This is a genomic window from Streptomyces sp. NPDC060064, from assembly GCF_042736455.1.
GTDB lineage: Bacteria > Actinomycetota > Actinomycetes > Streptomycetales > Streptomycetaceae > Streptomyces.
Window position 1 is genome coordinate 153,619 of the sequence record NZ_JBHWWF010000010.1, and the last position, 23,961, is coordinate 177,579.

The 23,961-nt window shown below is 71.8% G+C and carries 17 protein-coding genes; 6 read left to right on the forward strand and 11 right to left on the reverse strand.

Annotated elements, in window-relative coordinates; genetic code table 11:
* Positions 1-194: 194 nt before the first annotated feature.
* Both purH and purN read right to left on the reverse strand, forming a co-directional pair.
* On the reverse strand, positions 195-1,757 hold the full coding sequence (gene purH / locus ACFWDI_RS14815; RefSeq protein WP_385303983.1) for a bifunctional phosphoribosylaminoimidazolecarboxamide formyltransferase/IMP cyclohydrolase: 1,563 nt from the start codon (positions 1,755-1,757) through the stop codon (positions 195-197).
* Complete coding sequence (purN, locus tag ACFWDI_RS14820) at positions 1,754-2,389, reverse strand: phosphoribosylglycinamide formyltransferase (protein ID WP_385303986.1); 636 nt, start codon at positions 2,387-2,389, stop codon at positions 1,754-1,756. The genes purH and purN overlap by 4 nt, the downstream gene beginning before the upstream one ends.
* Before the next feature lie 241 nt (positions 2,390-2,630).
* On the opposite strand from purN, the gene ACFWDI_RS14825 reads away from it, so the two are divergent.
* The gene (locus ACFWDI_RS14825) at positions 2,631-3,407 is read left to right on the forward strand and encodes a hypothetical protein (protein ID WP_385303988.1); all 777 of its coding nucleotides are present in this window, start codon (positions 2,631-2,633) and stop codon (positions 3,405-3,407) included.
* Between the two features lie 534 nt (positions 3,408-3,941).
* Here the strand turns inward: ACFWDI_RS14825 and ACFWDI_RS14830 are convergent.
* Positions 3,942-5,561 (reverse strand): DUF6350 family protein, encoded by a 1,620-nt coding sequence (locus tag ACFWDI_RS14830; RefSeq protein ID WP_385303989.1) that lies wholly within the window; start codon positions 5,559-5,561, stop codon positions 3,942-3,944.
* 116 nt (positions 5,562-5,677) lie between these two features.
* On the opposite strand from ACFWDI_RS14830, the gene ACFWDI_RS14835 reads away from it, so the two are divergent.
* Positions 5,678-6,871: a sigma factor-like helix-turn-helix DNA-binding protein gene (locus ACFWDI_RS14835; RefSeq protein WP_385303991.1), complete on the forward strand. Its 1,194-nt coding sequence runs from the start codon at positions 5,678-5,680 to the stop codon at positions 6,869-6,871.
* A gap of 113 nt (positions 6,872-6,984) precedes the next feature.
* On the opposite strand, the gene sucD is transcribed toward ACFWDI_RS14835, so the two are convergent.
* From sucD to ACFWDI_RS14870, 7 genes are all read right to left on the reverse strand, one after another.
* The gene (gene sucD, locus ACFWDI_RS14840) at positions 6,985-7,869 is read right to left on the reverse strand and encodes a succinate--CoA ligase subunit alpha (RefSeq protein WP_385303993.1); all 885 of its coding nucleotides are present in this window, start codon (positions 7,867-7,869) and stop codon (positions 6,985-6,987) included.
* 21 nt (positions 7,870-7,890) lie between these two features.
* Positions 7,891-9,069 (reverse strand): ADP-forming succinate--CoA ligase subunit beta, encoded by a 1,179-nt coding sequence (gene sucC, locus ACFWDI_RS14845; RefSeq protein WP_327325568.1) that lies wholly within the window; start codon positions 9,067-9,069, stop codon positions 7,891-7,893.
* A gap of 421 nt (positions 9,070-9,490) precedes the next feature.
* Positions 9,491-10,522: a hypothetical protein gene (locus ACFWDI_RS14850; RefSeq protein WP_385303995.1), complete on the reverse strand. Its 1,032-nt coding sequence runs from the start codon at positions 10,520-10,522 to the stop codon at positions 9,491-9,493.
* A gap of 106 nt (positions 10,523-10,628) precedes the next feature.
* Positions 10,629-11,531, reverse strand: coding sequence for a hypothetical protein (locus ACFWDI_RS14855; RefSeq protein ID WP_385303997.1), 903 nt, complete (start codon positions 11,529-11,531; stop codon positions 10,629-10,631).
* Positions 11,532-11,625: 94 nt separating this feature from the next.
* A complete protein-coding gene (locus tag ACFWDI_RS14860; RefSeq protein ID WP_385304000.1) occupies positions 11,626-12,918 on the reverse strand; it encodes a VWA domain-containing protein in 1,293 nt (430 codons plus the stop codon).
* Positions 12,915-15,491, reverse strand: coding sequence for a DUF5682 family protein (locus tag ACFWDI_RS14865; RefSeq protein WP_385304002.1), 2,577 nt, complete (start codon positions 15,489-15,491; stop codon positions 12,915-12,917). The genes ACFWDI_RS14860 and ACFWDI_RS14865 overlap by 4 nt, the downstream gene beginning before the upstream one ends.
* Positions 15,488-16,600 (reverse strand): AAA family ATPase, encoded by a 1,113-nt coding sequence (locus ACFWDI_RS14870; RefSeq protein WP_385304005.1) that lies wholly within the window; start codon positions 16,598-16,600, stop codon positions 15,488-15,490. The genes ACFWDI_RS14865 and ACFWDI_RS14870 overlap by 4 nt, the downstream gene beginning before the upstream one ends.
* 129 nt (positions 16,601-16,729) lie before the next feature.
* Between ACFWDI_RS14870 and ACFWDI_RS14875 the strand changes: the two genes are divergently transcribed.
* Both ACFWDI_RS14875 and ACFWDI_RS14880 read left to right on the forward strand, forming a co-directional pair.
* Positions 16,730-18,079 (forward strand): SWIM zinc finger family protein, encoded by a 1,350-nt coding sequence (locus ACFWDI_RS14875; RefSeq protein WP_385304008.1) that lies wholly within the window; start codon positions 16,730-16,732, stop codon positions 18,077-18,079.
* Positions 18,080-18,094: 15 nt separating this feature from the next.
* Complete coding sequence (locus ACFWDI_RS14880; RefSeq protein ID WP_385304010.1) at positions 18,095-19,714, forward strand: DUF5691 domain-containing protein; 1,620 nt, start codon at positions 18,095-18,097, stop codon at positions 19,712-19,714.
* A 654-nt stretch (positions 19,715-20,368) separates the two neighbouring features.
* On the opposite strand, the gene ACFWDI_RS14885 is transcribed toward ACFWDI_RS14880, so the two are convergent.
* The gene (locus ACFWDI_RS14885) at positions 20,369-20,782 is read right to left on the reverse strand and encodes a cobalamin B12-binding domain-containing protein (RefSeq protein ID WP_327325560.1); all 414 of its coding nucleotides are present in this window, start codon (positions 20,780-20,782) and stop codon (positions 20,369-20,371) included.
* Between the two features lie 381 nt (positions 20,783-21,163).
* Between ACFWDI_RS14885 and ACFWDI_RS14890 the strand changes: the two genes are divergently transcribed.
* Positions 21,164-22,024, forward strand: a complete 861-nt coding sequence (locus ACFWDI_RS14890) for an esterase/lipase family protein (RefSeq protein WP_385304013.1) — start codon at positions 21,164-21,166, stop codon at positions 22,022-22,024.
* A gap of 247 nt (positions 22,025-22,271) precedes the next feature.
* Positions 22,272-23,894 (forward strand): M23 family metallopeptidase, encoded by a 1,623-nt coding sequence (locus ACFWDI_RS14895; protein WP_385304016.1) that lies wholly within the window; start codon positions 22,272-22,274, stop codon positions 23,892-23,894.
* Positions 23,895-23,961: the final 67 nt, after the last annotated feature.

Sequence of the window (23,961 nt, forward strand, 5' to 3'; positions counted from 1 at the left end):
TCGCCGACCGGCGGGTTTACGGCCTTCGGCCGTTCTACCGGCACATTCGCGCCTCTTCGGCCGGAGCACTGAGACCGACGGCCGTGGCCGGCACACCCGGATCTCCGGCGTCGGCTACTGCCGCTGACACCGAACCGCACCCCCGCCCGGGGCGGGGGTGCGGAGGTGCTGCCCTCAGGCCGTACAGCTCCTGCTCAGTGGAAGAAGTGGCGCGTGCCCGTGAAGTACATCGTCACGCCCGCCTTCTTCGCCGCCTCCACCACCAGCTCGTCCCGCACCGAACCACCCGGCTGCACCACGGCCTTGATGCCCGCGGCCAGCAGGATCTCCAGGCCGTCCGGGAACGGGAAGAACGCGTCCGACGCGGCGTAGGAACCTTCCGCGCGCTCGGCGCCGGCCCGTTCCACCGCGAGCTTCGCGGAGTCGACGCGGTTGACCTGGCCCATGCCGACACCGACCGACGCGCTGTCCTTGGCGAGCAGGATCGCGTTGGACTTGACCGCGCGGCAGGCCTTCCACGCGAAGGCGAGCTCGGCCAGCTCGTCCGCCGACAGCGCCTCACCCGTCGCCAGCGTCCAGTTCGCCGGGTCGTCGCCCTCCGCCTGAAGGCGGTCCTTGATCTGCAGCAGCGCGCCGCCCTCGATGGGCCGGAGTTCGACGGGGGCCGCCGGGGAGCCCGTACAACGCAGCACGCGGATGTTCTTCTTGCGGGCCAGCACCTCGACCGCGCCGTCCTCGTACGCCGGAGCGACGATGACCTCGGTGAAGATCTCGGCGACCTGCTCGGCAAGCGCGACCGTGACCGGCCGGTTGACGGCGATGACCCCGCCGAACGCCGACAGCGGGTCGCAGGCGTGCGCCTTGCGGTGCGCATCGGCGACATCCGCGCCGACCGCGATGCCGCACGGGTTGGCGTGCTTGATGATCGCGACACAGGGCTCGTCGTGGTCGTACGCCGCGCGCCGGGCGGCCTCCGTGTCGACGTAGTTGTTGTACGACATCTCCTTGCCGTGCAGCTGCTCCGCCTCGGCCAGGCCCCCGTTGCCGTTGGAGTACAGCGCCGCGGCCTGGTGCGGGTTCTCGCCGTAGCGAAGCACGTTCGTACGCTCGAAGGTCGCGCCGAGGAAGTCAGGGAGGACCGAGTCGTCGGCGGGCGCGTAGGAGGAGGCGAACCAGGAGGCGACGGCCACGTCGTACGAGGCGGTGTGCTGGAAGGCCTCGGCGGCGAGCCGCTTGCGGGCGGTCAGGTCGAAGCCGCCCTCCTTGACCGCGTCGAGGACGTCCGCGTACCGCGCGGGGCTGGTGACGACAGCGACGGAGGGGTGGTTCTTGGCGGCGGCGCGGACCATCGACGGGCCGCCGATGTCGATCTGCTCGACGCACTCGTCGGGAGAGGCGCCCGAGGCGACGGTCTCCCGGAACGGGTAGAGGTTGACGACCACGAGATCGAAGGGCTCCACGCCGAGCTCGGCGAGCTGCTCGCGGTGCGACTCGAGCCGCAGGTCGGCGAGGATGCCGGCGTGCACGCGCGGGTGCAGCGTCTTGACCCGGCCGTCCAGGCACTCGGGGAAGCCGGTGAGCTCCTCGACCTTGGTGACCGGCACCCCGGCCGCGGCGATCTTCGCGGCGGTCGAGCCGGTGGAGACCAGCTCCACACCCGCCTCGTGCAGCCCGCGGGCGAGCTCCTCAAGACCCGTCTTGTCATAAACACTGACCAGCGCTCGCCGGATGGCCCGCTTCGCAGCCTCAACAGTCACGGGAAAACTACCTTTCGTCCCTCAATGCGGTAGCCGTTACGGGCCAGACGCCCCACGACCTCGACGAGCAGCCGTCGCTCGATTTCCTTGATCCGCTCATGGAGAGCGGCTTCATCGTCCTCGTCCCGTACCTCGACCACGCCCTGCGCGATGATCGGGCCGGTGTCGACGCCGTCGTCGACGAAGTGGACGGTGCATCCGGTGACCTTCGCGCCGTACGCGAGCGCGTCGCGCACTCCGTGGGCTCCGGGGAAGCTGGGCAGCAGGGCGGGATGCGTATTGACGCAGCGGCCACCGAAGCGGGCGAGGAATTCCTTCCCCACGATCTTCATGAAACCGGCCGAGACGACGAGATCCGGTTCGTACGCGGCGGTGGCCTCGGTGAGCGCGGTGTCCCACGCGTCGCGCGTCTCGTAGTCCTTGACCCGGCACACAAAGGTGGGCAGCCCGGCGCGCTCGGCGCGCTCCAGACCGGCGATCCCGTCCCGGTCGGCGCCGACGGCGACGATACGGGCGCCGAAGCCCTGAGGGTCGTCGGCGATCGCGTCGAGCAGGGCCTGGAGATTCGTTCCGGAGCCGGAGACCAGGACCACGAGGCGGGCCGGTCGGGCGGAGGGGGGCGGGGAGGCCACGGCGGGTCTCTTTCTCGCGTTGCTGTACGTCTTTGTGTGGTCGTACGAACGAATCGCGCCCCCCGATACGGGGAACTCTACGAAGGGGCCGACCGTCAGCAACGATACCGGCACACAGAACGGCCCCCACGGGACGGGGGCGTGGCCGGGAGGTAGCGTCAGGGGACAGGACCCGTCCCCTGACGGGCAAGACGACACAAGACCCCATGTGCGCTGGGTCTGAGGGGAAGACGTTCACCAGATGCCGGACCGACGCCGCCGTACGGACCTCCTGTTGCCGCGGGAGCGCCAGTCCACGGATGACAACAATCCCTTCGCGCCGCCGCCGGAGGGCAGGCCGGACCAGCCCTGGCAGCCCCGGCGCCCGGCGAACGACGGCTCGTCCGACGACTCCTCCTCGTCTTCCTCCGACACGCCTTCCTCCGGCACGCCTGACGACCGTTCCGGCCGTTCCGGCTGGGGCAGCCAGTGGAGCAGCCGCCAGCCGGGCCGCTCCTCGGGCGGCGGCTTCGGCGGCCGCCCGAGCGGTCAGAACGGCCAGAACGGCGGCGGCCAGCAGAGCCCCGAGGGCGGCTCCTCCGGCGGCCTGAAGTGGGACCCGACGGACCCGGCCCAGCGCCGCGCGCGCTATGCGCTGCTCTCCGGCATGTGGGCATTCTTCTTCGCGCTGTTCGACCTCCCGGAGATCGCGCTGCTGCTCGGCGCGCTGGCGCTGTACTGGAGCATCAGCTCCCTGCGCGCCAAGCCCCAGCGCCGCGCGTCGGACGCCGTGACATCTCCCACACCGCCGACGCCGGTGGCACCCGCGACTCCGGGCAGGCCCCAGATCACGGCGGCGGTGAGCGGTCTGGTGATGGCGAGCATCGCGCTGGTGATCGTGGCGGCGTCGTTCACGGCGCAGCTGGTCTACCGCGACTATTACACCTGCGTGAACGACGCGCTGACCAAGTCGGGCCAACTGGCCTGCAACGACCTGCTCCCGGAGCCGCTCCGCGGAGTGATCGGCATCCAGGAGTAGACGAGCGCCGCCCGCGCGGTTTCTCCGGGTCCCGGCCCCGCCTTGGGGGCGGGACCGTGTGCATGGCCTCTCTGCCACGCAGCGGCGCGAGCTGCCGCGCGGGGGGATGGCTGGTCCCGGGAACGCGGCAGGCGCGTGTCGCGCAGAGGTCCTGCACAACAGGCCACCGGCAGCGCGGAGCCGCCGCCCAGGGGGACTCGCGGCGCGGAGCTGCCGTACGGCGAGGACCGGCCACCCGGCAGTGCAAATCTGCAACGGCGCGGGCTCGCTGCCCGCTACCGCGCAGCCCTCCCTCGCAGTCGGGGCCGCCTGCCCCGTACAGCTGTGTCGGCCCGAGGGTCGAAGCCGCGCAGCGCGGGGGCTGGTCCGGCAACGGGCACGCCCCTTTGCCGCGCAGCGGCCCTGCAGCCGCGCACAGCGAAGCCCCCGTCCCCACCGGCTCGGCGCGAAGGCAGGGGCGTGGTGCGAAGCTACCGGGCCGGGGGCTGGGGGCTTGCCCCCAGGTTCGGGAAGGGGCGGGGCTGGGGACACCCCCTACGGCGCGCCCGGCGCCGGCTCCTCCGGCTCCACCCGCTCCACCGGCTCCTCCGGCGCGGTCGGCGCGATCGGCGGCTCCGGCATCCGCATCGGCGAGAACTCCGACATCAGACCCCCCGACGCCTCCCTCAGCGCCGCCCGCCGCGCCTCCCGCGCCTCCCGCTCGCCCCTCTCGTTCCACGAGCCCGTCGGCAAGACGTCGTACGGTTCCAACGCCGGGTCGTCGGGCTCCGTCGACACAAGCGCCTCCGGAGCCTCCGGGGCCGGCACCTCGTCCGCCGGAACCGGAACCGAAGCGGGAGCGGGAACCGGCACCGGCACATCCGCCTCGCCCCGTCGCCCCCGCAACCGCCACGCCCGCAGCCCCAGCGCCCCCGGCACCCCGATCCCCGCCGACCAGAGCAGCGCCGCCGGGCCCGTCAGCCACCACACCGGGCCGAACTCCACCAGCGCCCGCGTGCCCATCGGGCCGCCCGACGCCGCCGTCAGGATTGCCGTGAACGCCGCGCATCCCGTCGCCCCGAGCAGCACGGTCAGCGCGGTCCCGCGGCAGCCCCACACCTCCTCCCGTTCCGTGTACCGCAGTGCCGCCGCCCGTTCCGTGAACCACGCGATCACCGCCCCCGCGGCCACCGGCACCACCAGCGCCGCCCAGTTCAGCGGCGTGCCCGGCCCCTCCGAAGGAACCGCGGCGAGCAGTGGGAAGTAAGGCAGCGCGGGATCCCCGGCCAACGCCAGCGGCGTCGCCGTCGCGCCCGTACCGAGTGTGAAACCGGGACCGAGGCCGTACGCCGCGCCCCAGACCGCCGCGTTCGGCACCAGGGCGAGCCCCAGCAGCAGCACCGCCAACCGCCCCGACCACTCCCCCGCGAGGTGCAGGAAAGAGTCCTGCGTCGCGTCCGCGTGCCACACCAGCGACGCCGCGACCAGCAGCGCGCCGCCGCCCAGCAGCGTCGCCGCTCCCGCCGTCGCGGACCGCAGCGCGACGGCCACCTGGGGGCGGGCGAGTTCCCGCCGTACCCGTTCCGGCAGCCCGGCCGGCAGCGGCCCGAGCGGCCGGCCGCTCGCCGTCCACACCCCGGCCACCGCCGACAGCACAGTCACCACAGGCAGATGGAAAGCCACGCTGAGCGGGTCCGCCGCCAGCGGACCGCCCGCCGCGTACAGCACCGCAGCAGCGCCGACCAGCAGATATCCCGCGGTCACCGCACACACCGCACCCCGCGCGGACGGCCGCCGCCGCCCCCTGTCCTGCTCGAGCGCGTCACGCGCCGCCCGGTGCACGAGCCAGGCCGGCAGCGCGACCAGGAACAGCGGCACCACCCCCACCGGCGCCGGGCTCCCGGACAGTGTGCCGGTCCGTACGAGCTCCGTGCCATGGGCCAACAGCCACAGCCCGGCCGCGACATGCAGCGCCCCGCCCGGACCGCTGTCCGGGTACGGGGAGCTGATCCACAACACCATCACGAGAACGGCGAGCGCCCCGAGCCCCAGCCCCGCCGCGGTCGCTCCGCGCACGAGGGCCGAGCCCAGCGCTGCCAGCGCGGCCGGTCGGCCGCCTTGCACGGCAACCGGGGTCTGCGGCATCGACGGGGTGTGATCGGTCAGCTGGGTCACGCGGCCATGCTGCCAACGACACGCTCTTTAACCGCGTAACACGTGAATAGCCGTTGTGTCGCTCAATATATGCTTATGTACTTTTTTGCCGAGTGCAGCACTGAGGAGAGCCCCTCATGACTCAGCGCGCCCCACGCTCCACTGCCGCCGCTCCACTGCCCTCCCCGGAGGAACGGCGGATGCTGCGCGAGGCGAAGTCACTGACCGAGGAGCAGCTCGCCGTTGCGGTCGGTGTCAGGCGGGCGACGATCAGGTCCTGGGAGGCCGGCCGCACCAGCCCGCAGGGGTCCAGGCGGGAGGCGTACGCGAAGCTGCTGGCAGCCCCCGGCACGGAGCCCGCGGAATTGTCCGTCACGACGGCCCCCTCCCCCTGGACCGAACCCGCCCCTCAGGCCCCGGACCCGGACCCGGCTCCGGACCCGGACCGCACGGACAGAACCAACGCCCTCACCTCGGCACCCGCGGTCCGCGAAGCCCCCCGGCAGGACCCACCGCCACCACCACGCGCCGAGCTCACCCCCGCCGAAGCATTCGACGCGCTGTACTCGTATGTCGCCCCCGCTCTCGTACGCCAGACCTACCTGCTCACCGGCCGGCGCCGGCTCTCCCACGAGTCGGTCGAGCGTGCCTTCCACCTCGCCTGGCAGCACTGGCCCGAGGTCGCGCACGACGGGGACCCCGCGGGCTGGGTGCGGGCCGTCGCGTACGAGTACGCCATGTCCCCCTGGCACCGGCTCCTCCGCGCACACAATGAGCCCGATTCCCGGCCGCCCGCCGAGCCGGGCCGGCGCGCGCTGCTCGACGCGCTGCTGGAGCTGCCGCCGCCGTACCGCCGCACGGTGCTGCTCTACGACGGCCTGGGCCTCGGCCTGCCGGAGACCGCGGCCGAGACCGAGGCCAGCACCCCGGCCGCGGCGAGCCGGGTGCTGCACGCACGGGCGGCCATCGCCGAGCGGCTCCCGGAGCTGAGCCAGGGGGCGGCGCTGCACGAACTGCTCACGGACCTCGCCCGCGAGGGGCCGGCGCCGGAGATGACTCCCGCCGTTGCCGTGCGGTCGGGCAGTGAGCGGCGGACCCGGTTCTGGACGCGGGTAGCCATCGCCGTCACCACGCTGATCGTGAGCGCCACGGCTTTCACCGTGGTCACCGCGCCGACGCGGTACGAGCCGCCGCTCGCCCCCGCCCAGCAGGTCGACGGCGGACCGGTGCTCAGCGGACCGCAGCTGCCCCAACGGGACACCGCGCTGCGCAAGCAGCTCCGCTCCCTGCTCGCGAACGGTCCCGAGCGACTCGTACCCCAGATCCGATAGACCCGGCGGTACGCGAGTGGGCCCGCACCTCACCAGGAGGAGCGGGCCCACTCGTACGAACTGCGCACGGCGTACTGCTGCGTACTGCCGTGTGTACTGCTCTGTCGCGAAGGTCAGCCGGCGAGGATCGCGCGTGCCAGCTTGGCCGTCTCGGTCGGCGTCTTGCCGACCTTGACGCCCGCGGCCTCGAGGGCCTCCTTCTTCGCCTGCGCGGTGCCGGAGGAGCCGGAGACGATGGCGCCGGCGTGGCCCATGGTCTTGCCCTCGGGCGCCGTGAAGCCCGCGACGTAGCCGACGACCGGCTTGGTCACGTTCTTGGCGATGTAGTCGGCCGCACGCTCCTCGGCGTCGCCGCCGATCTCGCCGATCATCACGATCAGGTCGGTCTCGGGGTCGGCCTCGAACGCCGCGAGGGCGTCGATGTGCGTCGTACCGATGACCGGGTCGCCACCGATGCCGACGGCCGAGGAGAAGCCGATGTCACGGAGCTCGTACATCATCTGGTAGGTCAGCGTGCCGGACTTGGACACGAGACCGATGCGGCCGGGCTTGGTGATGTCGCCCGGGATGATGCCGGCGTTGGACTGACCGGGGGTGATCAGGCCGGGGCAGTTCGGGCCGATGATCCGGGTCTTGTTGCCCTTCGAGCCGGCGTACGCCCAGAAGGCGGCCGAGTCGTGGACCGCGATGCCCTCGGTGATGACGACGGCGAGACCGATCTCGGCGTCGATCGCCTCGACGACGGCGGCCTTGGCGAAGGCCGGCGGCACGAAGACGACGGAGACGTCGGCGCCGGTCTTCTCCATCGCCTCGGCGACGGAGCCGAAGACGGGCACCTCGGTGCCGTCGAAGTCGACGGACGTGCCGGCCTTGCGCGGGTTCACACCGCCGACGACGTTGGTGCCGTCAGCGAGCATGAGCTTGGTGTGCTTCATGCCGGTGGCGCCGGTCATGCCCTGGACGATGACCTTGCTGTCCTTGGTGAGGAAGATAGCCATGGTGTTGGAGTCCCTCGTCCCTTACTTCGCAGCCGCGAGCTCGGCGGCCTTGTCGGCCGCGCCGTCCATGGTGTCCACGCGCTGCACGAGCGGGTGGTTGGCGTCGGACAGGATCCTGCGACCCAGCTCCGCGTTGTTGCCGTCGAGGCGCACGACCAGCGGCTTGTTCACATCTTCGCCCTTGGACTTGAGCAGTGCCAAGGCCTGCACGATGCCGTTGGCGACCTCGTCGCACGCGGTGATGCCACCGAAGACGTTGACGAAGACGGACTTGACGTCCGGGTCGCCGAGAATGATCTCGAGGCCGTTCGCCATGACCTCGGCGGAGGCGCCGCCACCGATGTCGAGGAAGTTGGCGGGCTTCACGCCGCCGTGCGCCTCACCGGCGTACGCGACGACGTCGAGGGTCGACATGACCAGACCCGCGCCGTTGCCGATGATGCCGACCTCGCCGTCGAGCTTGACGTAGTTGAGGTTCTTGGCCTTGGCGGCAGCCTCGAGCGGGTTGGCTGCGTCCTTGTCCTCGAGCGCCTCGTGCTCGGGCTGACGGAAGTCGGCGTTCTCGTCGAGAGACACCTTGCCGTCCAGCGCGATGATGCGGCCGTCGGCGACCTTCGCGAGCGGGTTGACCTCGACGAGGAGCGCGTCCTCGGCGACGAAGGTGTCCCACAGCGTCACCAGGACCTCGGCGACCTGCTCGGCAACCTCGGCCGGGAACTTCGCCTGGGCGACGATCTCGCGGGCCTTCTCGATCGTCACGCCGTCAACGGCGTTGACCGGAACCTTCGCGAGGGCCTCGGGGGTCTTCTCCGCGACCTCCTCGATGTCCATGCCGCCCTGGACGGACGCCATGGCGAGGAAGGTGCGGTTGGTGCGGTCGAGGAGGTACGAGACGTAGTACTCCTCGGCAATCTCGGGGGCGGTCTCGGCGATCATCACCTTGTGGACCGTGTGGCCCTTGATGTCCATGCCGAGAATGTCCGTCGCGCGGGCGACGGCCTCGTCCGGGGTGGCGGCCAGCTTCACGCCGCCGGCCTTGCCGCGGCCGCCGACCTTCACCTGGGCCTTGACGACCGACTTACCGCCCAGCCTCTCGGTGGCCTCGCGCGCCGCGTCAGGCGTGTCAATGACTTCACCGGCCAGCACCGGTACACCGTGCTTGGCGAAGAGGTCCCTCGCCTGGTACTCGAACAGGTCCACGCGCGTCCGTCCCTTTTCAGTGGTCTCGCGGTTCGTTTTCTGCGTGGGCGTGCCGCGAAGGGCAACGTGACTGCGCTGTCACTGAGGGAGGCGTACACGGTGTCCGAGTACGCGGCATGTCCGTCTCGCAGGTTATCCCCGTGGGCCCGAGGTCCCTAAATCGCAGATCACACCTGGGCGGTGATACCTGTCACAGATCGCACGGGTGGCCGCGTCGGACATGGTTACAGGGTGGACGCGGGGCGGGGCCGGGGCGGACACGGGGGGTTCCGTGCGGACTCGGAGAAGGGTGCCGCTGGGTGCGGGACGGCAGGTTTACCGCTGCGAACGGAATCGGGCGGCCCTCACCCCAATGAGGACCGCCCGGAAACATCGGACCCGCCTGTCAGATGCACTCCGTCACATGTGTCACAGGCTTGCGTCAGATGCCCTGCGTCAGGTGCGACACGTAGCCCGGGGTGGTCGAGGAGGCCACGCCCTGGACGCCGGAGACGGCGTTGCCGACGAGCGGCGTCGAGTCGGCCGTGCCGTACACGTGCTGCGCGAACGGCCGGACCTCGGAGGTGACACCACCGGCGAACGGCGTGGCATCGCCCACGACGCCCTGGGCCAGGGAGCCGGCGCTGCCGCCGATGCCGTGCACGACCGGCTGGGCGTGGTCGACGACGGTCTCGACGAGCGGCTGGACCGCACCGACGACCCCGCCCGCGAAGGGCTGAACCTCGGAGACGACGCCACCGGCGAAGGGCTGGACCTCGCCCACGACGCCACCTGCGAACGGCGTCACGTCACCGACCACGCCCTGGGCGAAACCGTCGACGTCGCCGACCGCCTGACCGGCGACCGGGAGCACGCCGTTCACGGCGCGGGCGGCGATGGGCGGCAGGGTGTCCTGCGCGGCGGCGGCGGCGAGCGGGGTGGCGGCGGCGACGGCGCCCTGCGCCTGGTAGTGGACCTGGGACGGGGCCTGCTCGGCGAGCTGCGGCGCGAAGGCGGCGAGCGGACCGAAGAGGTAGTCGATCTCGCTCTGGACGTCGGCCACGTCGGGGGTGGCCGGGACCTGGTACGCCGGGAGCTCGGCCTCGGCGTACTGGCGGGCCTGGGCGGCCGTGCCGGTGGTGGTGCGCTTGGCCTGGGCGGCCGTGCCGGTGGCCGTGCCCGTGGCCTGAGCAGCCCTGCCGGTGGCGGTGCGCTTGGCCTGGGCGGCCGTGCCGGTGGCGGTGCGCTTGGCGTCGGCGGCGGCGCCCTTGGCACCCTGGACGGCGTCGACGCCCTGGGCGTCCTTGACCACGTCGACGTCCTTGACGTCGTCGACAACGCCGGCCGCCTCGTCGGGCGCGGAGAGCGGTACGGAGACGGGCAGCTCGTCGGCGCTGGCCGCGGCGGTGCCGAGGGCCCACATGCCGGTGGCCGTGGCAGCGACGGCTATGGAACGGCGGATGTTCTTATGCATGCTTACGTCAATCCTTCGAATTCATTCGGCTGTCCGGAACTATCCGGTTGGCGGGCAGACCTGTCCCGCCCCCGCGCGGCAGGTCTTGAGCGGGGAAAGGACTGCCCTAGCCGGGGAATTCGAGGATGTCGCGCGGTCGTTCGCGGGTCGGCGCTTCGGCCGCGGCCCAGGCCACGCCCGGTACGAGCGCGAACTGCGTGCCGTAGGGGCTCGTCGCCGCGTGCTGGTCTCCCTTACGCGGTGCGTGCGTCTCGCCGGACTGCTGCAATGCGCCGTGCGTGGAGTCGCAGGGCTTGCCGGGGACTTGAGCAGGCGCGGGCGCAGTTACCGGCCGCTCGTAACGGAATTCGGCCTGCCTGAAGCCAAGAGCCCTGTCGTACCCGCCGACCGGACCGACCGTGGTGGCGGTCGTGCCGGACCACCGGGCGGGATCCGCGGAGTCCGCGAGGTTGTCGACCGTGAACCGGTCCGCGGAGTCGTCCACGGGCCGGTCGACGGGGAGCTGCGGCGTGAGTCCCTGATCCGCGTCGCCGCCCGGCGGCAGCGGTACGGGCAGGAGCCCGTTCAGCGTCCCGGTGAGAGGCCCGGTCAGCGGCTGGGCCACTGGCAGTACGACGTCCCGCACGGTTTCCGCGGCCTGCTTCACCACATGGCGAACGGTCTGGACGGGCTGCGCCGCCCGGCCGGGCTGCACGGGTTGGGCGGACTTGGCAGAGTCGACCGTGTCCGCGGCGTCAGTGGTTCCGACGTCGGCGGAGTCCGTTGCCACGCGCCGCAGTTCCCGCGCCGGGGCCGGCCCGGTCGGCGGCGCGACGCGCACCTCGGCGTCGGCCGACACCGTCGATTCCGGCATACCCGCTGAATCCGCCGCGTGCGCCTGGCCGCCGTAGAGAAGACCGAGGGTCATCAGTCCCCCGAGGAACAGCACCACGTGCAGCGCACGCTGCTCGCCCGCCGCCCGGCGCAGTGCGCACAGAACGGCAGCAGAACGAGCAGCTGCGACGGTCACAGTGAGAGGAACCTTCTCGGTCGGCGGAAGTGGACCTTCCGCGGGGATCGGGACGATGCTCGCACGAGTCTCCCGGGGGGACGCAAGCCCCCTGTTACTGATGAGTCACCATGTCCGATATGGGCAGTGGTTTCTTCTCGATCGCGGCCGCCATCACATCCGGGAAAAGGTCCGGCGTACAGGCGAACGCCGGTGCGCCCAGGGCCGCCAGCGCCGCCGCGTGCTCGTGGTCGTACGTCGGCGTCCCCTCGTCCGAGAGTGCCAGCAGTGCGACGAATTGCACACCGGACGCCTTCATCGCCGCGACCCGCTTCAGCATCTCGTCGCGTATACCGCCCTCGTAGAGGTCGCTGATGAGTACGACGACGGTGTCGGCGGGGCGGGTGATCTGCGACTGGCAGTACGCGAGCGCTCTGTTGATGTCGGTGCCGCCGCCGAGCTGAGTGCCGAAGAGGACGTCCACCGGGTCGTCGAGCTGGTCGGTCAGGTCGACGACGGCGGTGTCGAAGACGACGAGACGGGTGGCAATGGAGCGCATCGACGCGAGGACCGCGCCGAAGACGGAGGCGTAGACGACGGACGCCGCCATGGAGCCCGACTGGTCGATGCAGAGCACCACGTCCTTCTTGACCGACTGGGACGCGCGTCCGTATCCGATGAGCCGCTCGGGAACGACGGTGTAGGCACCTTCTTTTTCAGGCATCGGCAGGTAGTTCTTCAGGTTGGCCCGGATGGTCCGGTCCCAGTCGATGTCCCGGTGGCGCGGGCGGTTGATCTTCGCGGAACGGTCGAGTGCGCCGGTGAGGGTGGACCTGGTGCGGGTCGCGAGCCGCTTCTCGAGATCGTCGACGACCTTGCGTACGACGGCCCTGGCCGTCTCCTTGGTCGTCTCGGGCATCGCCTTGTTGAGGGAGAGCAGGGTGCCGACGAGATGCACGTCGGCCTCCACGGCCTCCAGCATCTCCGGCTCCAGCAGCAGCGTGGACAGGCCGAGCCGGTCGATCGCGTCACGCTGCATGACCTGGACGACGGAGCTCGGGAAGTACGTGCGGATGTCGCCGAGCCAACGCGCGACGGACGGCGCGGACGCCCCGAGCCCGGCCGAGCGGTTTCCGGTGCGGTTGCCCGTGCTGCCCTTGTCGGTGCCGTAGAGGGCAGTCAGGGCGCCGTCCATCGCCGCGTCGGTCCCGCTGAGGGTGCAACCGGTTCCGTCGGCGGAGTCGCCGCCCAGGACGAGCCGCCACCGTCGCAGCCGCTCGTCCCCGGTTCCGGTGGCGCTTGTGCTTGCGGTTGCGCCTCCGGTTCCGGTTCCGGTTCCCGTGACGGCTTCGGTTGCGTTCCCGGTCGCACTGTCGTCCGCGGTCTCGTTCTTTGTCGCCGTGCTCATCGGGCCACCCCCGCGAGGTCGTTGTCGTCGATTCCGAGGAGCAGGTGCAGCACCGGCAGCACCGCGTCCGCCCGTGGCCCGTCGAGGCCGGCGCCGAAGCCGGGCATCGTGGACTCGCCGTGCGTGGGGCCGGATGCCGCCGCGGGGCCGCGCCGGACCAACTCGCCCAGGGTGCGGCGCACGCCCGGTTCGTACGCGGAGAAGGTGCGGCGCAGCAGCGGCAGTACGTCGGTGAACGCGTCCACCGGCACGCCTGTCAGCCAGGCGTCGACGAGTGCGAGCAGGCGCTCGTCGTGGACCAGGAGCATTCCGCCGCCGGACGCGCCGCCGACGAATCCCTCGATCCAGGCGGCCGCGTCGGCGGGCGGTGTGCCGATCGAGAGCGCGAGGCCCATGAGCCGTGCGGCCTCGTCCTCCTCGAGCCGCCCGTCGTCCAGCAGCAGCCGTGCCGCCCTGCCGCGTATGACTCCGGGCACGGTGTCGCGGGCCGCGAGCCGATGCAGGACCGATGCCCAGCGCGCGATCAGTTCACGGTCCGTCGGCAACAGCCCGATCGCGCTGTGCACGCCGTCCAGATGGCCCCGCATCTCGGCCGCGCCGTCCGCGTCGAGTCCGGTGCAAGCGGGCGGCAGGCCGACGCAGATCCGCTCGGCAAGCCCGGCCGCGACCTCACCGAGCGCGGCCGTGTCCGTCGACCGCACATCCCCGTACCGCAGCGAGCGGGCGAGGGCCGGCAGCGCCTGGGCGAGATGACCGACGTCGGCGTCGAGTGCGGCGCGGTCGGCAAGCGCCCGCATCACCACGGGCAGCGCGTCGGGCAGTTCGGCGAGCAGGCACTGTTCGGCGAGCGCGGTGACGTCGGCAAGGGCGGTCGCGGACACGGCCTTCGATTCGGCCTTCGCCGTGGCGGCGGAGAGCACGGTCGTGCCCCACACCCCGGCCTCCGCGACCTTGACGAAGAGCTCCGGCTCCCAGCGCAGCCGCCAGCTCTCCCGGAAGGTGCCGGTGCTCCCCCGCCCCGTCACGGGCTCGCCCCAGCCGATGGAGAGCAGCCGCAGCCGGTGCAGCAGCCGACTCTTCGCCGCGTCGGTCTCCTTACGCAGATCGAGCTCCAACTCCCGCTCCAGTGCCTCGGGTTTGAGCCGCAGACTGCGCTGGAGTCGGGTCAGATCACGCTGCAGCGGCACGGCAGGCGCCGCGTCCGGCACCTCGCCGAGCACATCCCCGACGACGAGCCGGTCCCGGATGAGGTCCAGCGGCACGTCGGAGCCCTCGCACATCACGGCCCGTATCGCATCGGTCGTCTCGGTCAGCCCGGCGAGGGGCCGGCCGCGCATGGCGGCGAGGGTCTCGGCGAGCCGTACGGCTTCGATGACATGGGCGGAGGAGACCAGTCTGTCCTCGTCACGCAGCAGCCCCGCGACCTTGGTCATCCAGCGCTCGACGGGCCGGTCGGCCGCGCCGAAGAGATGCCCGTACCAGCCGGGCGAGTCGATGCCGGCGCCGTATCCGCTGTGCCGGGCGAGCCTGCGGTGGGTCCAGGGCACCCAGGTCATCTCGGTCTTGACCTTGGGTAGTCCCTTGAGAAGAGCCCTGTCGGCGGCGACGGTGGTCTTCTCCTCGAGCGCGGGCACATGCCAGGCGCCGCAGACGACGGCGACGTCGTCCCCGAACTCCTTTAGCGCGGCCCGGAGCTGGATCCGCATATGGGCCTCGCGGGCGAGATCACGGTCGTGTCCGCCGTGCCCGTACGTCTCGCGCAGTGCGGCCATGGCGTCCCCGAGTGCGGCGAAGGGCACGCGGGGATCCGCCGCGTCGGCTCCCGTACCGCGATGCTCGATGACGTCTTCCCACCACCGCTCGGGATCGTCGTATCCGGCCGTCTCGGCAAGCACGGCGATGGGATCGATCCGCAGCCCACGGGGGTCGGGCGCGCCCCGCTCGTCCTCGGGTCCTACCGTGCCCGCGCCGTCGCCGCCCTCCGTACCGGGTGTCCGTCCGTCGGGCGCCAGGGATCCTGTGGTCCCGGGCGCACCCGGTGCTTCCACCGGAGCACCGCTGCCCTCGGGCGCCTGCCCCGTAGGCGCGACCCCGCTCGGCCCGCCCGTCCCCGGGCCTTCCGGGTGGACGCTGTCCGCCCCCGCTCCGGGTGCACCCGTCCCGGCACCGCTGCCCTCGGGTGGCTCGGCCCCCTCGGGTGAGCCTGGCTCGCCGTCGGCGGCGTCCCGGTTCGCCGTCTCCTCCTGCGCTGCCGGCGCCAGCGAATGCGCCGCCGGAAGATCGATGAACCGGACCGGGATCCCGCGTCCCAGCGCCCAGCGGAGCGCCACCCACTCCGGGGAGAACTCGGCCAGCGGCCAGAACGCCGCCCGCCCCGGGTCGTCCACCGCGTGTGCGAGGAGCGCGACCGGCGGGCGCATCTGCTCGTCCGCGGCGAGCGCGAGCAGCGCGTCGCCCTCGGGCGGTCCCTCGATCAGCACGGCCGCGGGCGACGCCGCCTCCAACGCGGCCCGGACCGCCCGTGCCGAGCCCGGCCCGTGGTGGCGGACGCCGAGCAGCAGGGGGCCGGTCATACGCTCACCTCGCGGCAGGCGCGGTAGAAGTCCTTCCACCCGTCCCGCTCTCGGACCACCGTCTCCAGGTACTCCTGCCAGATGACCCGGTCCGCCGCCGGGTCGCGTACGACCGCGCCGAGGATGCCGGCCGCCACATCACCGGGACGCAGCACGCCGTCCCCGAAGTGCGCGGCGAGCGCGAGACCGCCCGTGACCACGGAGATCGCCTCTGCCGTGGAGAGGGTCCCAGACGGTGACTTGAGCTTGGTGCGGCCGTCCGTCGAGACCCCGTCCCGCAGCTCCCGGAAGACGGTGACCACCCGGCGGATCTCCTCCAGCCCCTCCGGCGCGGGCGGCAGATCGAGCGAGCGCCCTATCTGGTCGACGCGGCGCGACACGATGTCGACCTCGGCCTCCGGGGTGGCGGGCAGCGGCAGCACGACGGTGTTGAACCGGCGGCGCAGCGCGCTGGAGAGGTCGTTGACCCCGCGGTCGCGATCATTGGCAGTGGCGATGAGATTGAACCCGCGGACCGCCTGCACCTCCTGCCCCAACTCCGGGATGGGCAGCGTCTTCTCGGACAGGATCGTGATCAGCGAGTCCTGCACGTCCGCGGGGATGCGGGTGAGCTCCTCGACCCTCGCGGTCATGCCCTCCGACATCGCGCGCATGACGGGGCTGGGCACCAGCGCGTCCCGGCTGGGGCCGTGGGCGAGCAGCTGCGCGTAGTTCCAGCCGTAGCGAATCGCCTCTTCCGGCGTGCCCGCCGTGCCCTGCACGAGCAGGGTGGAGTCGCCGCTGACGGCCGCGGCGAGATGTTCGGAGACCCAGGTCTTGGCGGTGCCCGGCACGCCGAGGAGCAGCAGCGCCCGGTCGGTGGCCAGCGTGGTGACGGCCACCTCGACGATCCGGCGCGGCCCCACGTACTTGGGTGTGATCACCGTCCCGTCGGGCAGCGTCCCGCCGAGCAGATAGGTGGCGACGGCCCACGGCGACAGCTGCCAGCGGGCCGGCCGCGGCCGGTCGTCGGCCGCGGCGAGCATCTTGAGCTCGTCGGCGAAAGCATCCTCGGCGTGCGGCCGCAGGGCCTCGGCGCCGGTGGCTGCGCCGGTTTCGGACACGGTCATGGATCCCCCTCCAGATCGGTTCCAGATCGTTCGACCCGATGTGCGTTCCACCGTGCACCATGCCACTGACAATCGACCGTCTCCGCAGGTCAGAGCCGATTGTCAGTGGTGGCCCGTAGCGTCGTACCCATGAATCAGCAGGGGGTGCGCTGGACGTCGGAACAGGTGCTGGCTCTGGCTCCTGACGACGCGTCACGCAAAGCGGGAATCAAACTCGGCGCGGCCGGGCCGTGGTCCGGCGCGGGCAGCAGCGGCTCGGGGGCGGTGTGGGGCCTGTGCAAGGGGAGCGGGAGCAAGCCGTACCAGACAGTCGTCGACACCACGGGCCCGGCCTACAAGTGCAGTTGCCCGAGCCGGAAATTCCCGTGCAAGCACGCGCTGGGACTGCTGCTGCTCTGGGCGGCGGACGAGGAGGTCGTAGGCGGCTCCACGACACCGGACTGGGCTGAGGAGTGGCTGGAAGGGCGCCGAAAGCGCGCCACGGACAAGGAACAGAGCGACGCGGGCACGGGACAGTCCGCGAAGACCGCCGATCCGGAAGCGGCCAGGCGCCGGGCCGAACGCCGGGCGGGGCGGATCACCGCGGGGGCGACGGAGCTGGAGCAGCGGCTGGCGGATCTGCTGCGCGGCGGCCTGGCCGCGGCCGAGCAGTCGGGGTACGGACTGTGGGAGGAGACCGCGGCCCGCATGGTAGACGCGCAGGCGCCGGGACTGGCGGGCCGGGTGCGGGAGTTGGGCGCCATTCCTGGCTCCGGGCCCGGTTGGCCGGTGCGGCTGCTGGAGGAGTTCGCGCTGATCCATCTGCTGGACGCAGCCTGGCTGGGCATCGAGCGGCTGCCGGAGCCACTGGCCGCCACGGTCCGCACCCGGGTCGGCCTCACCTCCCCCGCCGAGGGCCCGCCGGTCCGGGACCACTGGCTGATTCTGGCCCAGTACGACTCCTCGGACGGCAAGATCACCACCCGTCGTATCTGGCTGTACGGGCGGGATTCCGGGCGGACGGCGCTGCTGCTCTCCTTCGGCGCGGCAGGCCGGTCCCCGCAGCAGGCGCTTCCGGTGGGGCTGATGATCGACGCGGAGCTCACTCCGTACGCGGGCGCGGGGCAGCTGCGGGCGGACCTGGGCGAGCAGTTCGGCGCGCCCGTCGCGATCGCGTCACCGCCGCCGGGAGGGCGGACCGGGGCGGCTCTCGATGCGTACGGGCGGGCACTGCGGGACGATCCCTGGCTGGACTCCTGGCCGGTGACGCTGAGCGGCGTCATACCCGTCCCGACCAGCCCGGGGTGGCAACTGGCGGACGCCGACGGCGAGACCGCGCTGCCCATCGCGCCCGCCGCGCTCGGCCGCTCCGGGCTGTTGAAGCTTGTGGCGCTCTCCGGCGGCGGACCGGTCACCGTCTTCGGCGAGTGCGGCCACCAGGGCTTCTCGCCGCTCGCCGCCTGGTCCGAGGACGGGTCCGAGACGGTCCCGCTCATCTGAATGTACGGAGGACCCATGACTGGCACCACCAGCACCTCACTCTGGGAAGAGCTCGTCACCTCGGCTCTTCTCGGAACCGACCGCCGTACGCCGCCGGCCGAAGCCACGACGCCGGGGAAGGACGCGCCGGCCGCGCTGCTGGACGCCGCGGCCCTGCAGACCGTACGGCACAGGGCGGGGCTGCTGCCCGCACCTGCCGCCGCCCTCCCCGAGCCCGCGCCGCACGACGCGCGCCCTCAGCTGCCCGCGCCCGCCCGGCGCCGGCTCGCCCAGCTGCTGGCAGACCGGTCCGCCCCGTCCGCCGGGGGGCGGCGCGGTACGGCGCCGGATCTGACCGAGCTGCTCCCGCAGTGGCTGGCCGCGGCCAACGAGCGCGAGTACCAGGCGCCGGCGTCCGTACTGCCCGCGCTGCTCGACGCGGCCCGTGCGCGTACGGATCTGCGGCCGCAGGCCCTCGCCTTCGCCGGGCCGCGCGGGCTGTGGCTCGCCCGGCTCAACCCGGAGTGGAAGTTCGCGCTCCGCGGCGCGTCCGGCGGCGCCACGCTTCCGGACGCAGGTGACGCGGAGGCCGTCCAAAGCCTCTGGGAGGAAGGACTGTTCGCCGAGCGGGTCGCGCTGCTGGCCGCCATACGGGCGCACGACGCGGGTACGGCGCTGGCGCTGCTGGCCGCGACCTGGACCACGGAGCGCGCCGAGGACCGGCTGATGTTCCTGGACTCATTGCGTACGGGACTGTCCGACGCGGACGAGGCGTTCCTGGAAAAGGCCCTGTCCGACCGCAGCCGCAATGTCCGCGCCACGGCCGCCGAGTTGCTCTCGGCACTGCCGCACTCCGCGCTCGCCGGGCGGATGGCGGCGCGGGCGGCATCGTGCATCAGCCTCGACCGCAGTGGTGACGGAACCGAAGCGGCGATAGTGGTGGAGGCACCGCACGAGTGTGATGCCGGTATGCAGCGCGACGGCGTGGTGCCGAGTCCGCCGTCGGGACGGGGCGAACGGTCCTGGTGGCTGGGCCAGTTGGTGGAGGCGGCGCCACTGGCCACCTGGCCGGGGCGGCTCGGCGGGCGTACGGCCGATGAGCTCGTCGCGCTGCCCGTCGCCGACGACTGGGGCGACGAGCTGCACGCGGCCTGGTGCCGGGCGGCGGTACGGCAGCGGGACGCGGAGTGGTCCCGGGCTCTCCTCGGCGCACCGGGCACCCCGCCGGAGACCGGCCCCGGCACGACGTCACTCGCCGAGCGGGCGAAGCTGCTCGCGACGCTGCCGGCGGGTGAACGGGCGGGCTGGGTCGCGGAGTTCATCGCGGCGCACGGCCTGTCGGAGGCGTTCCAGCTGCTGGGGGTCTGCGGGGTGCCGTGGTCGGAGCCGCTGGGCCGTTCGGTGGTCGACGCGCTCGACATCGCGCGGGACGCGGGGAGCTACCCCTGGAGCTTCAGCGGAGTGATGGGCCTGGCGGAACGCTGCCTGGCCCCCGAGGAGGCGAGCCGCCTGGAGATACTCACGGCCACGCCTGACGAGCCGGAGGGCGCGTCACCGGGCGCGGGTGGTTACTGGTCGGAGGCGTTCCAGCGCCTGGTCTCGACACTGCGGCTGCGAGCGACGATGACGACGGAGCTCCGGGGCCCGGCGGGGTAGGAGTGCGGGCGCGCTCGGGATGGGGGCCTTTTTCGCTCCCCCACCCCGTCAGTTGCCCGGTCATGTGGTCGAGGTGGGCCGGGGGCGTTGGTGGTTGCTGTCCGGTGGGTGGTTTCCTCAGTTGCCCGGTCATGTGGTCAGGGTGGGCCGGGGGCGTTGGTGGTTGCTGTCCGGTGGGTGGTTTCCTCCGGCGGACCGCTGCACCCCCGCGGAGGGCCGCACCCGTGTCGTTCGGGTGGGGAGGGGCCGTGCAGTGTCGCCCCCGTCAGTTGCCCGGTCATGTGGTCGAGGTGGGCCGGGGGCGTTGTCGGTTGCTGTCCGGTGGGTGGTTTCCTCCGGCGGACCGCTGTACCCCCGCGGCGGACGGTCTCGTTCCGTACACGTGGGGAGGGGCCGTGCAGGGTCGTCCCCGCAGGGGATTGGCGGCAAGACCGGGGTCACGCACCAAGAGCCTGTACGCCGCCGACCCCGAGGAGTCGAGCCCGGAGGGGCACCGGAGCCCGCACCGAAACAAGACCGGACGACCCCGCCGGAGGCAACCCGCACCCCGGGCCCGGGCAACAAGACCCCGCACCCCGCCGGAGGCAACCCGCACCCGACAAGACCGGACGCCCCAGGCCCGGGCAACAAGAACCCGCACCCCCGCCGGAGGCGTCACGCCCCCGCAGGCTGGCGGACGTTTGCGTTGACCCAGTCGACGATCGACGCCGTCGTCGCTCCCGGCGTGAAGATCTCCGCGACGCCCTTCTCCTTCAGCGGAGCAATGTCCGCCTCCGGGATGATGCCGCCGCCGAACACCTTGATGTCCTCCGCCTCGCGCTCCTTCAACAGCTCGATCACCTTCGCGAACAGCGTGTTGTGCGCCCCGGACAGGATGGACAGGCCGATCGCGTCGGCGTCCTCCTGGATCGCCGTGTCCACGATCTGCTCAGGGGTCTGGTGGAGCCCGGTGTAGATGACCTCCATACCCGCGTCGCGAAGCGCCCTCGCGATCACCTTGGCCCCGCGATCGTGGCCGTCGAGACCCGGCTTGGCCACCACCACGCGGATCGGACCAGTCACACCCATCACTGCCTCCACATACCGACTGCGCCGCCACGGGCACGGGTCCCGCACCGACCAAGGTCCGGGGAAGTGAACGAACGTTATCTCCAGCATCCCGCAACCCGCCGTTTCACGGTGGATAGGGAGGGGGAAATCACACGTGGGACATGTTCGCTATGCGTCGTACCCGCATCACGCGGCACACAAGCCGCAGCGGGAACGGTCGCACGGGGAGCCGCTACAGGGTCGTCGCAGCACCGCGCCGTCAGCCGCACGGCGCGGTGCTGCGACCCCTCCGACACCGGCCCGGCACGGGCACAGAGCCGTACAAGAGCCTGAGCGGCGCCCCATGAGGGCACAACGGGGGACAGAGCCGTCTCCGGCGTGCCATTCGGGAGGTCGGCCATGAAGGTCTTGCCCTTCTTTCCGCTGTGTCTGCGCCCCGTGCGACACCTACGAATCTCGGCCGCGCTGCTGCGGGCCACCGCCCTCGAGCTGGCGATCCTCGCCGGGCATCTGCTCCTCTACCCTTCCGGCCTCACCCCGGAGCGCCGTACCCCCGACCACCCCGGACCGAGGAACGCCGAGCTGCCGTCCCAGGCCGCGGCCCTGCCGACCACCGCAGGCCCCGCACACCCGCCCGCCGTGCTGCTCCACGGTTTCGTCGACAACCGCTCCGTCTTCGTCCTGCTCCGCCGCTCCCTCGCCCGGCACGGCTGGCACCATCTCGAGTGCCTCAACTACTCCCCTCTGACCTGCGACATCCGCGCCGCCGCCGATCTGCTCGGCCGGCACATAGAGGAGATCTGCGCACGTACGGGGCATCGCGAGGTCGACATCGTCGGGCACAGCCTCGGCGGTCTGATCGCCCGCTACTACGTACAGCGCCTCGGCGGCGACCAACGGGTACGCACTCTGGTCACGCTCGGCACCCCGCACTCGGGTACCGCCGTCGCCCCGCTCGCGAGCGCACATCCCATAGTTCGCCAGATGCGTCCGGGATCCGCCGTGATCGAGGAGCTGCGCGAGCCCGCACCCGGATGCCGTACCCGTTTCGTCAGCTTCTGGAGTGACCTCGACCAGATAATGGTCCCGGTCGAGACGGCCTGCATCGACCATCCGGACCTCATCGCGCAGAACGTGCGCGTAAGCGGAATCGGACATCTCGCCCTGCCGGTCCACTCCGCCGTCGCGACCGGCATCCGCCAGGCGCTCGAATCGAGCGAGTCGGAGGCAGGCGCCTCGGGAGCCGTCTCGGTCGCCTGATTTGGCGCCCGATTCAGCGTCCGACCAGGTAACCGCACGTCGAACATATTTCGAACGTAGGGCCAAAGCTGTGCCCACAGTTCCCCGAAACACGGCCGAATGCCCGTTTCCTGATTACCTAAAACCTGCGGAAGATTGTCGCCGTCGCATACCGCCGGGTACAGTCGCGCCACTGCTTTCCCTCTGGGGCTCCCCGCTCTCCCGGGCCCCGGAACCAGGTCCTGCTGCCGAGGCGAGAGAGAAGTTGGTGAACGACCAGCACGCCCACGCCGGGTACGTCGGACACGACGGGTACTCCACTGGCGGCTACGACGCCGACCCCCTCTTCGGCGCCCTTCCGGGCAGCCACGAGGCGAACCACAGCGGTCAGTACGACAGCAGCCAATGGGACACCGGGTCTCACCAGACCCCCGGTTACGACGTCTACGCCACGCAGCAGGCCCAACAGCCGCAGCAGACGCAGCAATTCCCGCAGTACGAGGCGACAGGCCAGTACGACACCACAGCCCAGTGGGACAACACGGGCCAATGGGACGCGACCGGTCAGTACGACACCGCCGGTCAGTACAACAACACGGGTCAGTACGACGCGACGGGTCAGTACGACACCACAGGCCAGTGGGACGCCAGCGCCTGGAACCAGACCGCGCAGACCGGTCAGTACGAGACCGCCGCGGCCACCTTTGCTTACGACGCGACCGGCCAGTGGGCGGCGCCCGCCTTCGACACCGGCACATACGACGCCACCGCCTGGAACACGGGCGCCGAGGCCTTCGTACCGCGACAGTTCACGCCGGAGCAGGAGTTCAGCCCCGCGCCCGAGTTCACGGTCGACACCGGGTACGAGACCGGCTACGAGAACCCGGCCGAGTACACGACCGAGCACCAGCCGGACTTCCAGACCGAGGCCCACTTCCAGCCGGAGACTCAGCCCGACTTCGACACCGACACCGACACCGGGTTCGAGACGGAGTTTGAGACCGAGTTCGAGGCGGAGTTCGACACCGAAGCCGAGCCCGCAGCCGAACTCGACCACGACTCCGACCCAGAGGCCGAGTTCGAGCCGTCAGCCCTCACCCCCGTCACACCCGTCACGCCCCGCCCCGTCCGCCGTGCCGGCGGAAGCCGAGGCCGCCGCCGTACCCCCGCCAAGCGCTCGGCGCTCCTCACCGTCGCCGTACCCTCCGCCTGTGTGATGGGTGTCGCCGGTATCGCCGCCGCCTCCGTCGGTGGCCTCGCCGACAGCAGCAGCACCAAGGACAGCACGACCAACCTGGCGGCCGCCGATCCGGCCTCCGTCAAACCCGTCGCCGCCAACAACAAGATGGACACGCAGCTCGCCGCTCTCAGCGCCGACGCCCGCGACTTCGGCGACCGTGCGTCGCGCACTCAGGAACGCCTCGATCTCAAGGCGCGCCAGGAGGCGGAGAAGAAAAAGCGCGAGGAAGAGGCCAAGCGCCGCGAGGCCATGCGCCCCAAGTTCGTACTGCCGGTGAAACAGCAGGGCCTGAGCGCGTACTACGGCCAGGCCGGCGTCAACTGGATGTCCGTGCACACCGGCATCGACTTCCCGGTGTCATACGGCACCGAGGTGATGGCCGCGACCGACGGGACCGTCCGTACGCAGTGGAACAGCGCCTACGGCAACATGGCCATCGTGACCGCGCCCGACGGCACCGAGACCTGGTACTGCCACCTCAGCAGCACCAAGATCCGCTCCGGTTCGATCAAGGCCGGTGACGTCATCGCGTACTCGGGCAACTCCGGCAACTCCACCGGACCGCACCTCCACTTCGAGGTCCGGCCGGGCGGCGGCTCGGCGATCGACCCGCTGCCGTGGCTTCGCAGCCACGGCCTCGACCCGACGTAACGACCAAGCGACGTAGCGACGTAGCGACAACCCGCCGAGGCGACGACCCGCCGAGGCGATGTAACGA

What these genes read in the sequence shown, in the direction of transcription:
- ACFWDI_RS14825 (WP_385303988.1), top strand. Translation starts at nt 2,631, where the DNA reads ATGCCGGACCGACGCCGCCGTACGGACCTCCTGTTGCCGCGGGAGCGC.
- ACFWDI_RS14835 (WP_385303991.1), top strand. Translation starts at nt 5,678, where the DNA reads ATGACTCAGCGCGCCCCACGCTCCACTGCCGCCGCTCCACTGCCCTCC.
- sucD (WP_385303993.1), bottom strand. Translation starts at nt 7,869, where the DNA reads ATGGCTATCTTCCTCACCAAGGACAGCAAGGTCATCGTCCAGGGCATG.
- ACFWDI_RS14850 (WP_385303995.1), bottom strand. Translation starts at nt 10,522, where the DNA reads ATGCATAAGAACATCCGCCGTTCCATAGCCGTCGCTGCCACGGCCACC.
- ACFWDI_RS14860 (WP_385304000.1), bottom strand. Translation starts at nt 12,918, where the DNA reads ATGAGCACGGCGACAAAGAACGAGACCGCGGACGACAGTGCGACCGGG.
- ACFWDI_RS14865 (WP_385304002.1), bottom strand. Translation starts at nt 15,491, where the DNA reads ATGACCGGCCCCCTGCTGCTCGGCGTCCGCCACCACGGGCCGGGCTCG.
- ACFWDI_RS14870 (WP_385304005.1), bottom strand. Translation starts at nt 16,600, where the DNA reads ATGACCGTGTCCGAAACCGGCGCAGCCACCGGCGCCGAGGCCCTGCGG.
- ACFWDI_RS14875 (WP_385304008.1), top strand. Translation starts at nt 16,730, where the DNA reads ATGAATCAGCAGGGGGTGCGCTGGACGTCGGAACAGGTGCTGGCTCTG.
- ACFWDI_RS14880 (WP_385304010.1), top strand. Translation starts at nt 18,095, where the DNA reads ATGACTGGCACCACCAGCACCTCACTCTGGGAAGAGCTCGTCACCTCG.
- ACFWDI_RS14885 (WP_327325560.1), bottom strand. Translation starts at nt 20,782, where the DNA reads ATGGGTGTGACTGGTCCGATCCGCGTGGTGGTGGCCAAGCCGGGTCTC.
- ACFWDI_RS14890 (WP_385304013.1), top strand. Translation starts at nt 21,164, where the DNA reads ATGAAGGTCTTGCCCTTCTTTCCGCTGTGTCTGCGCCCCGTGCGACAC.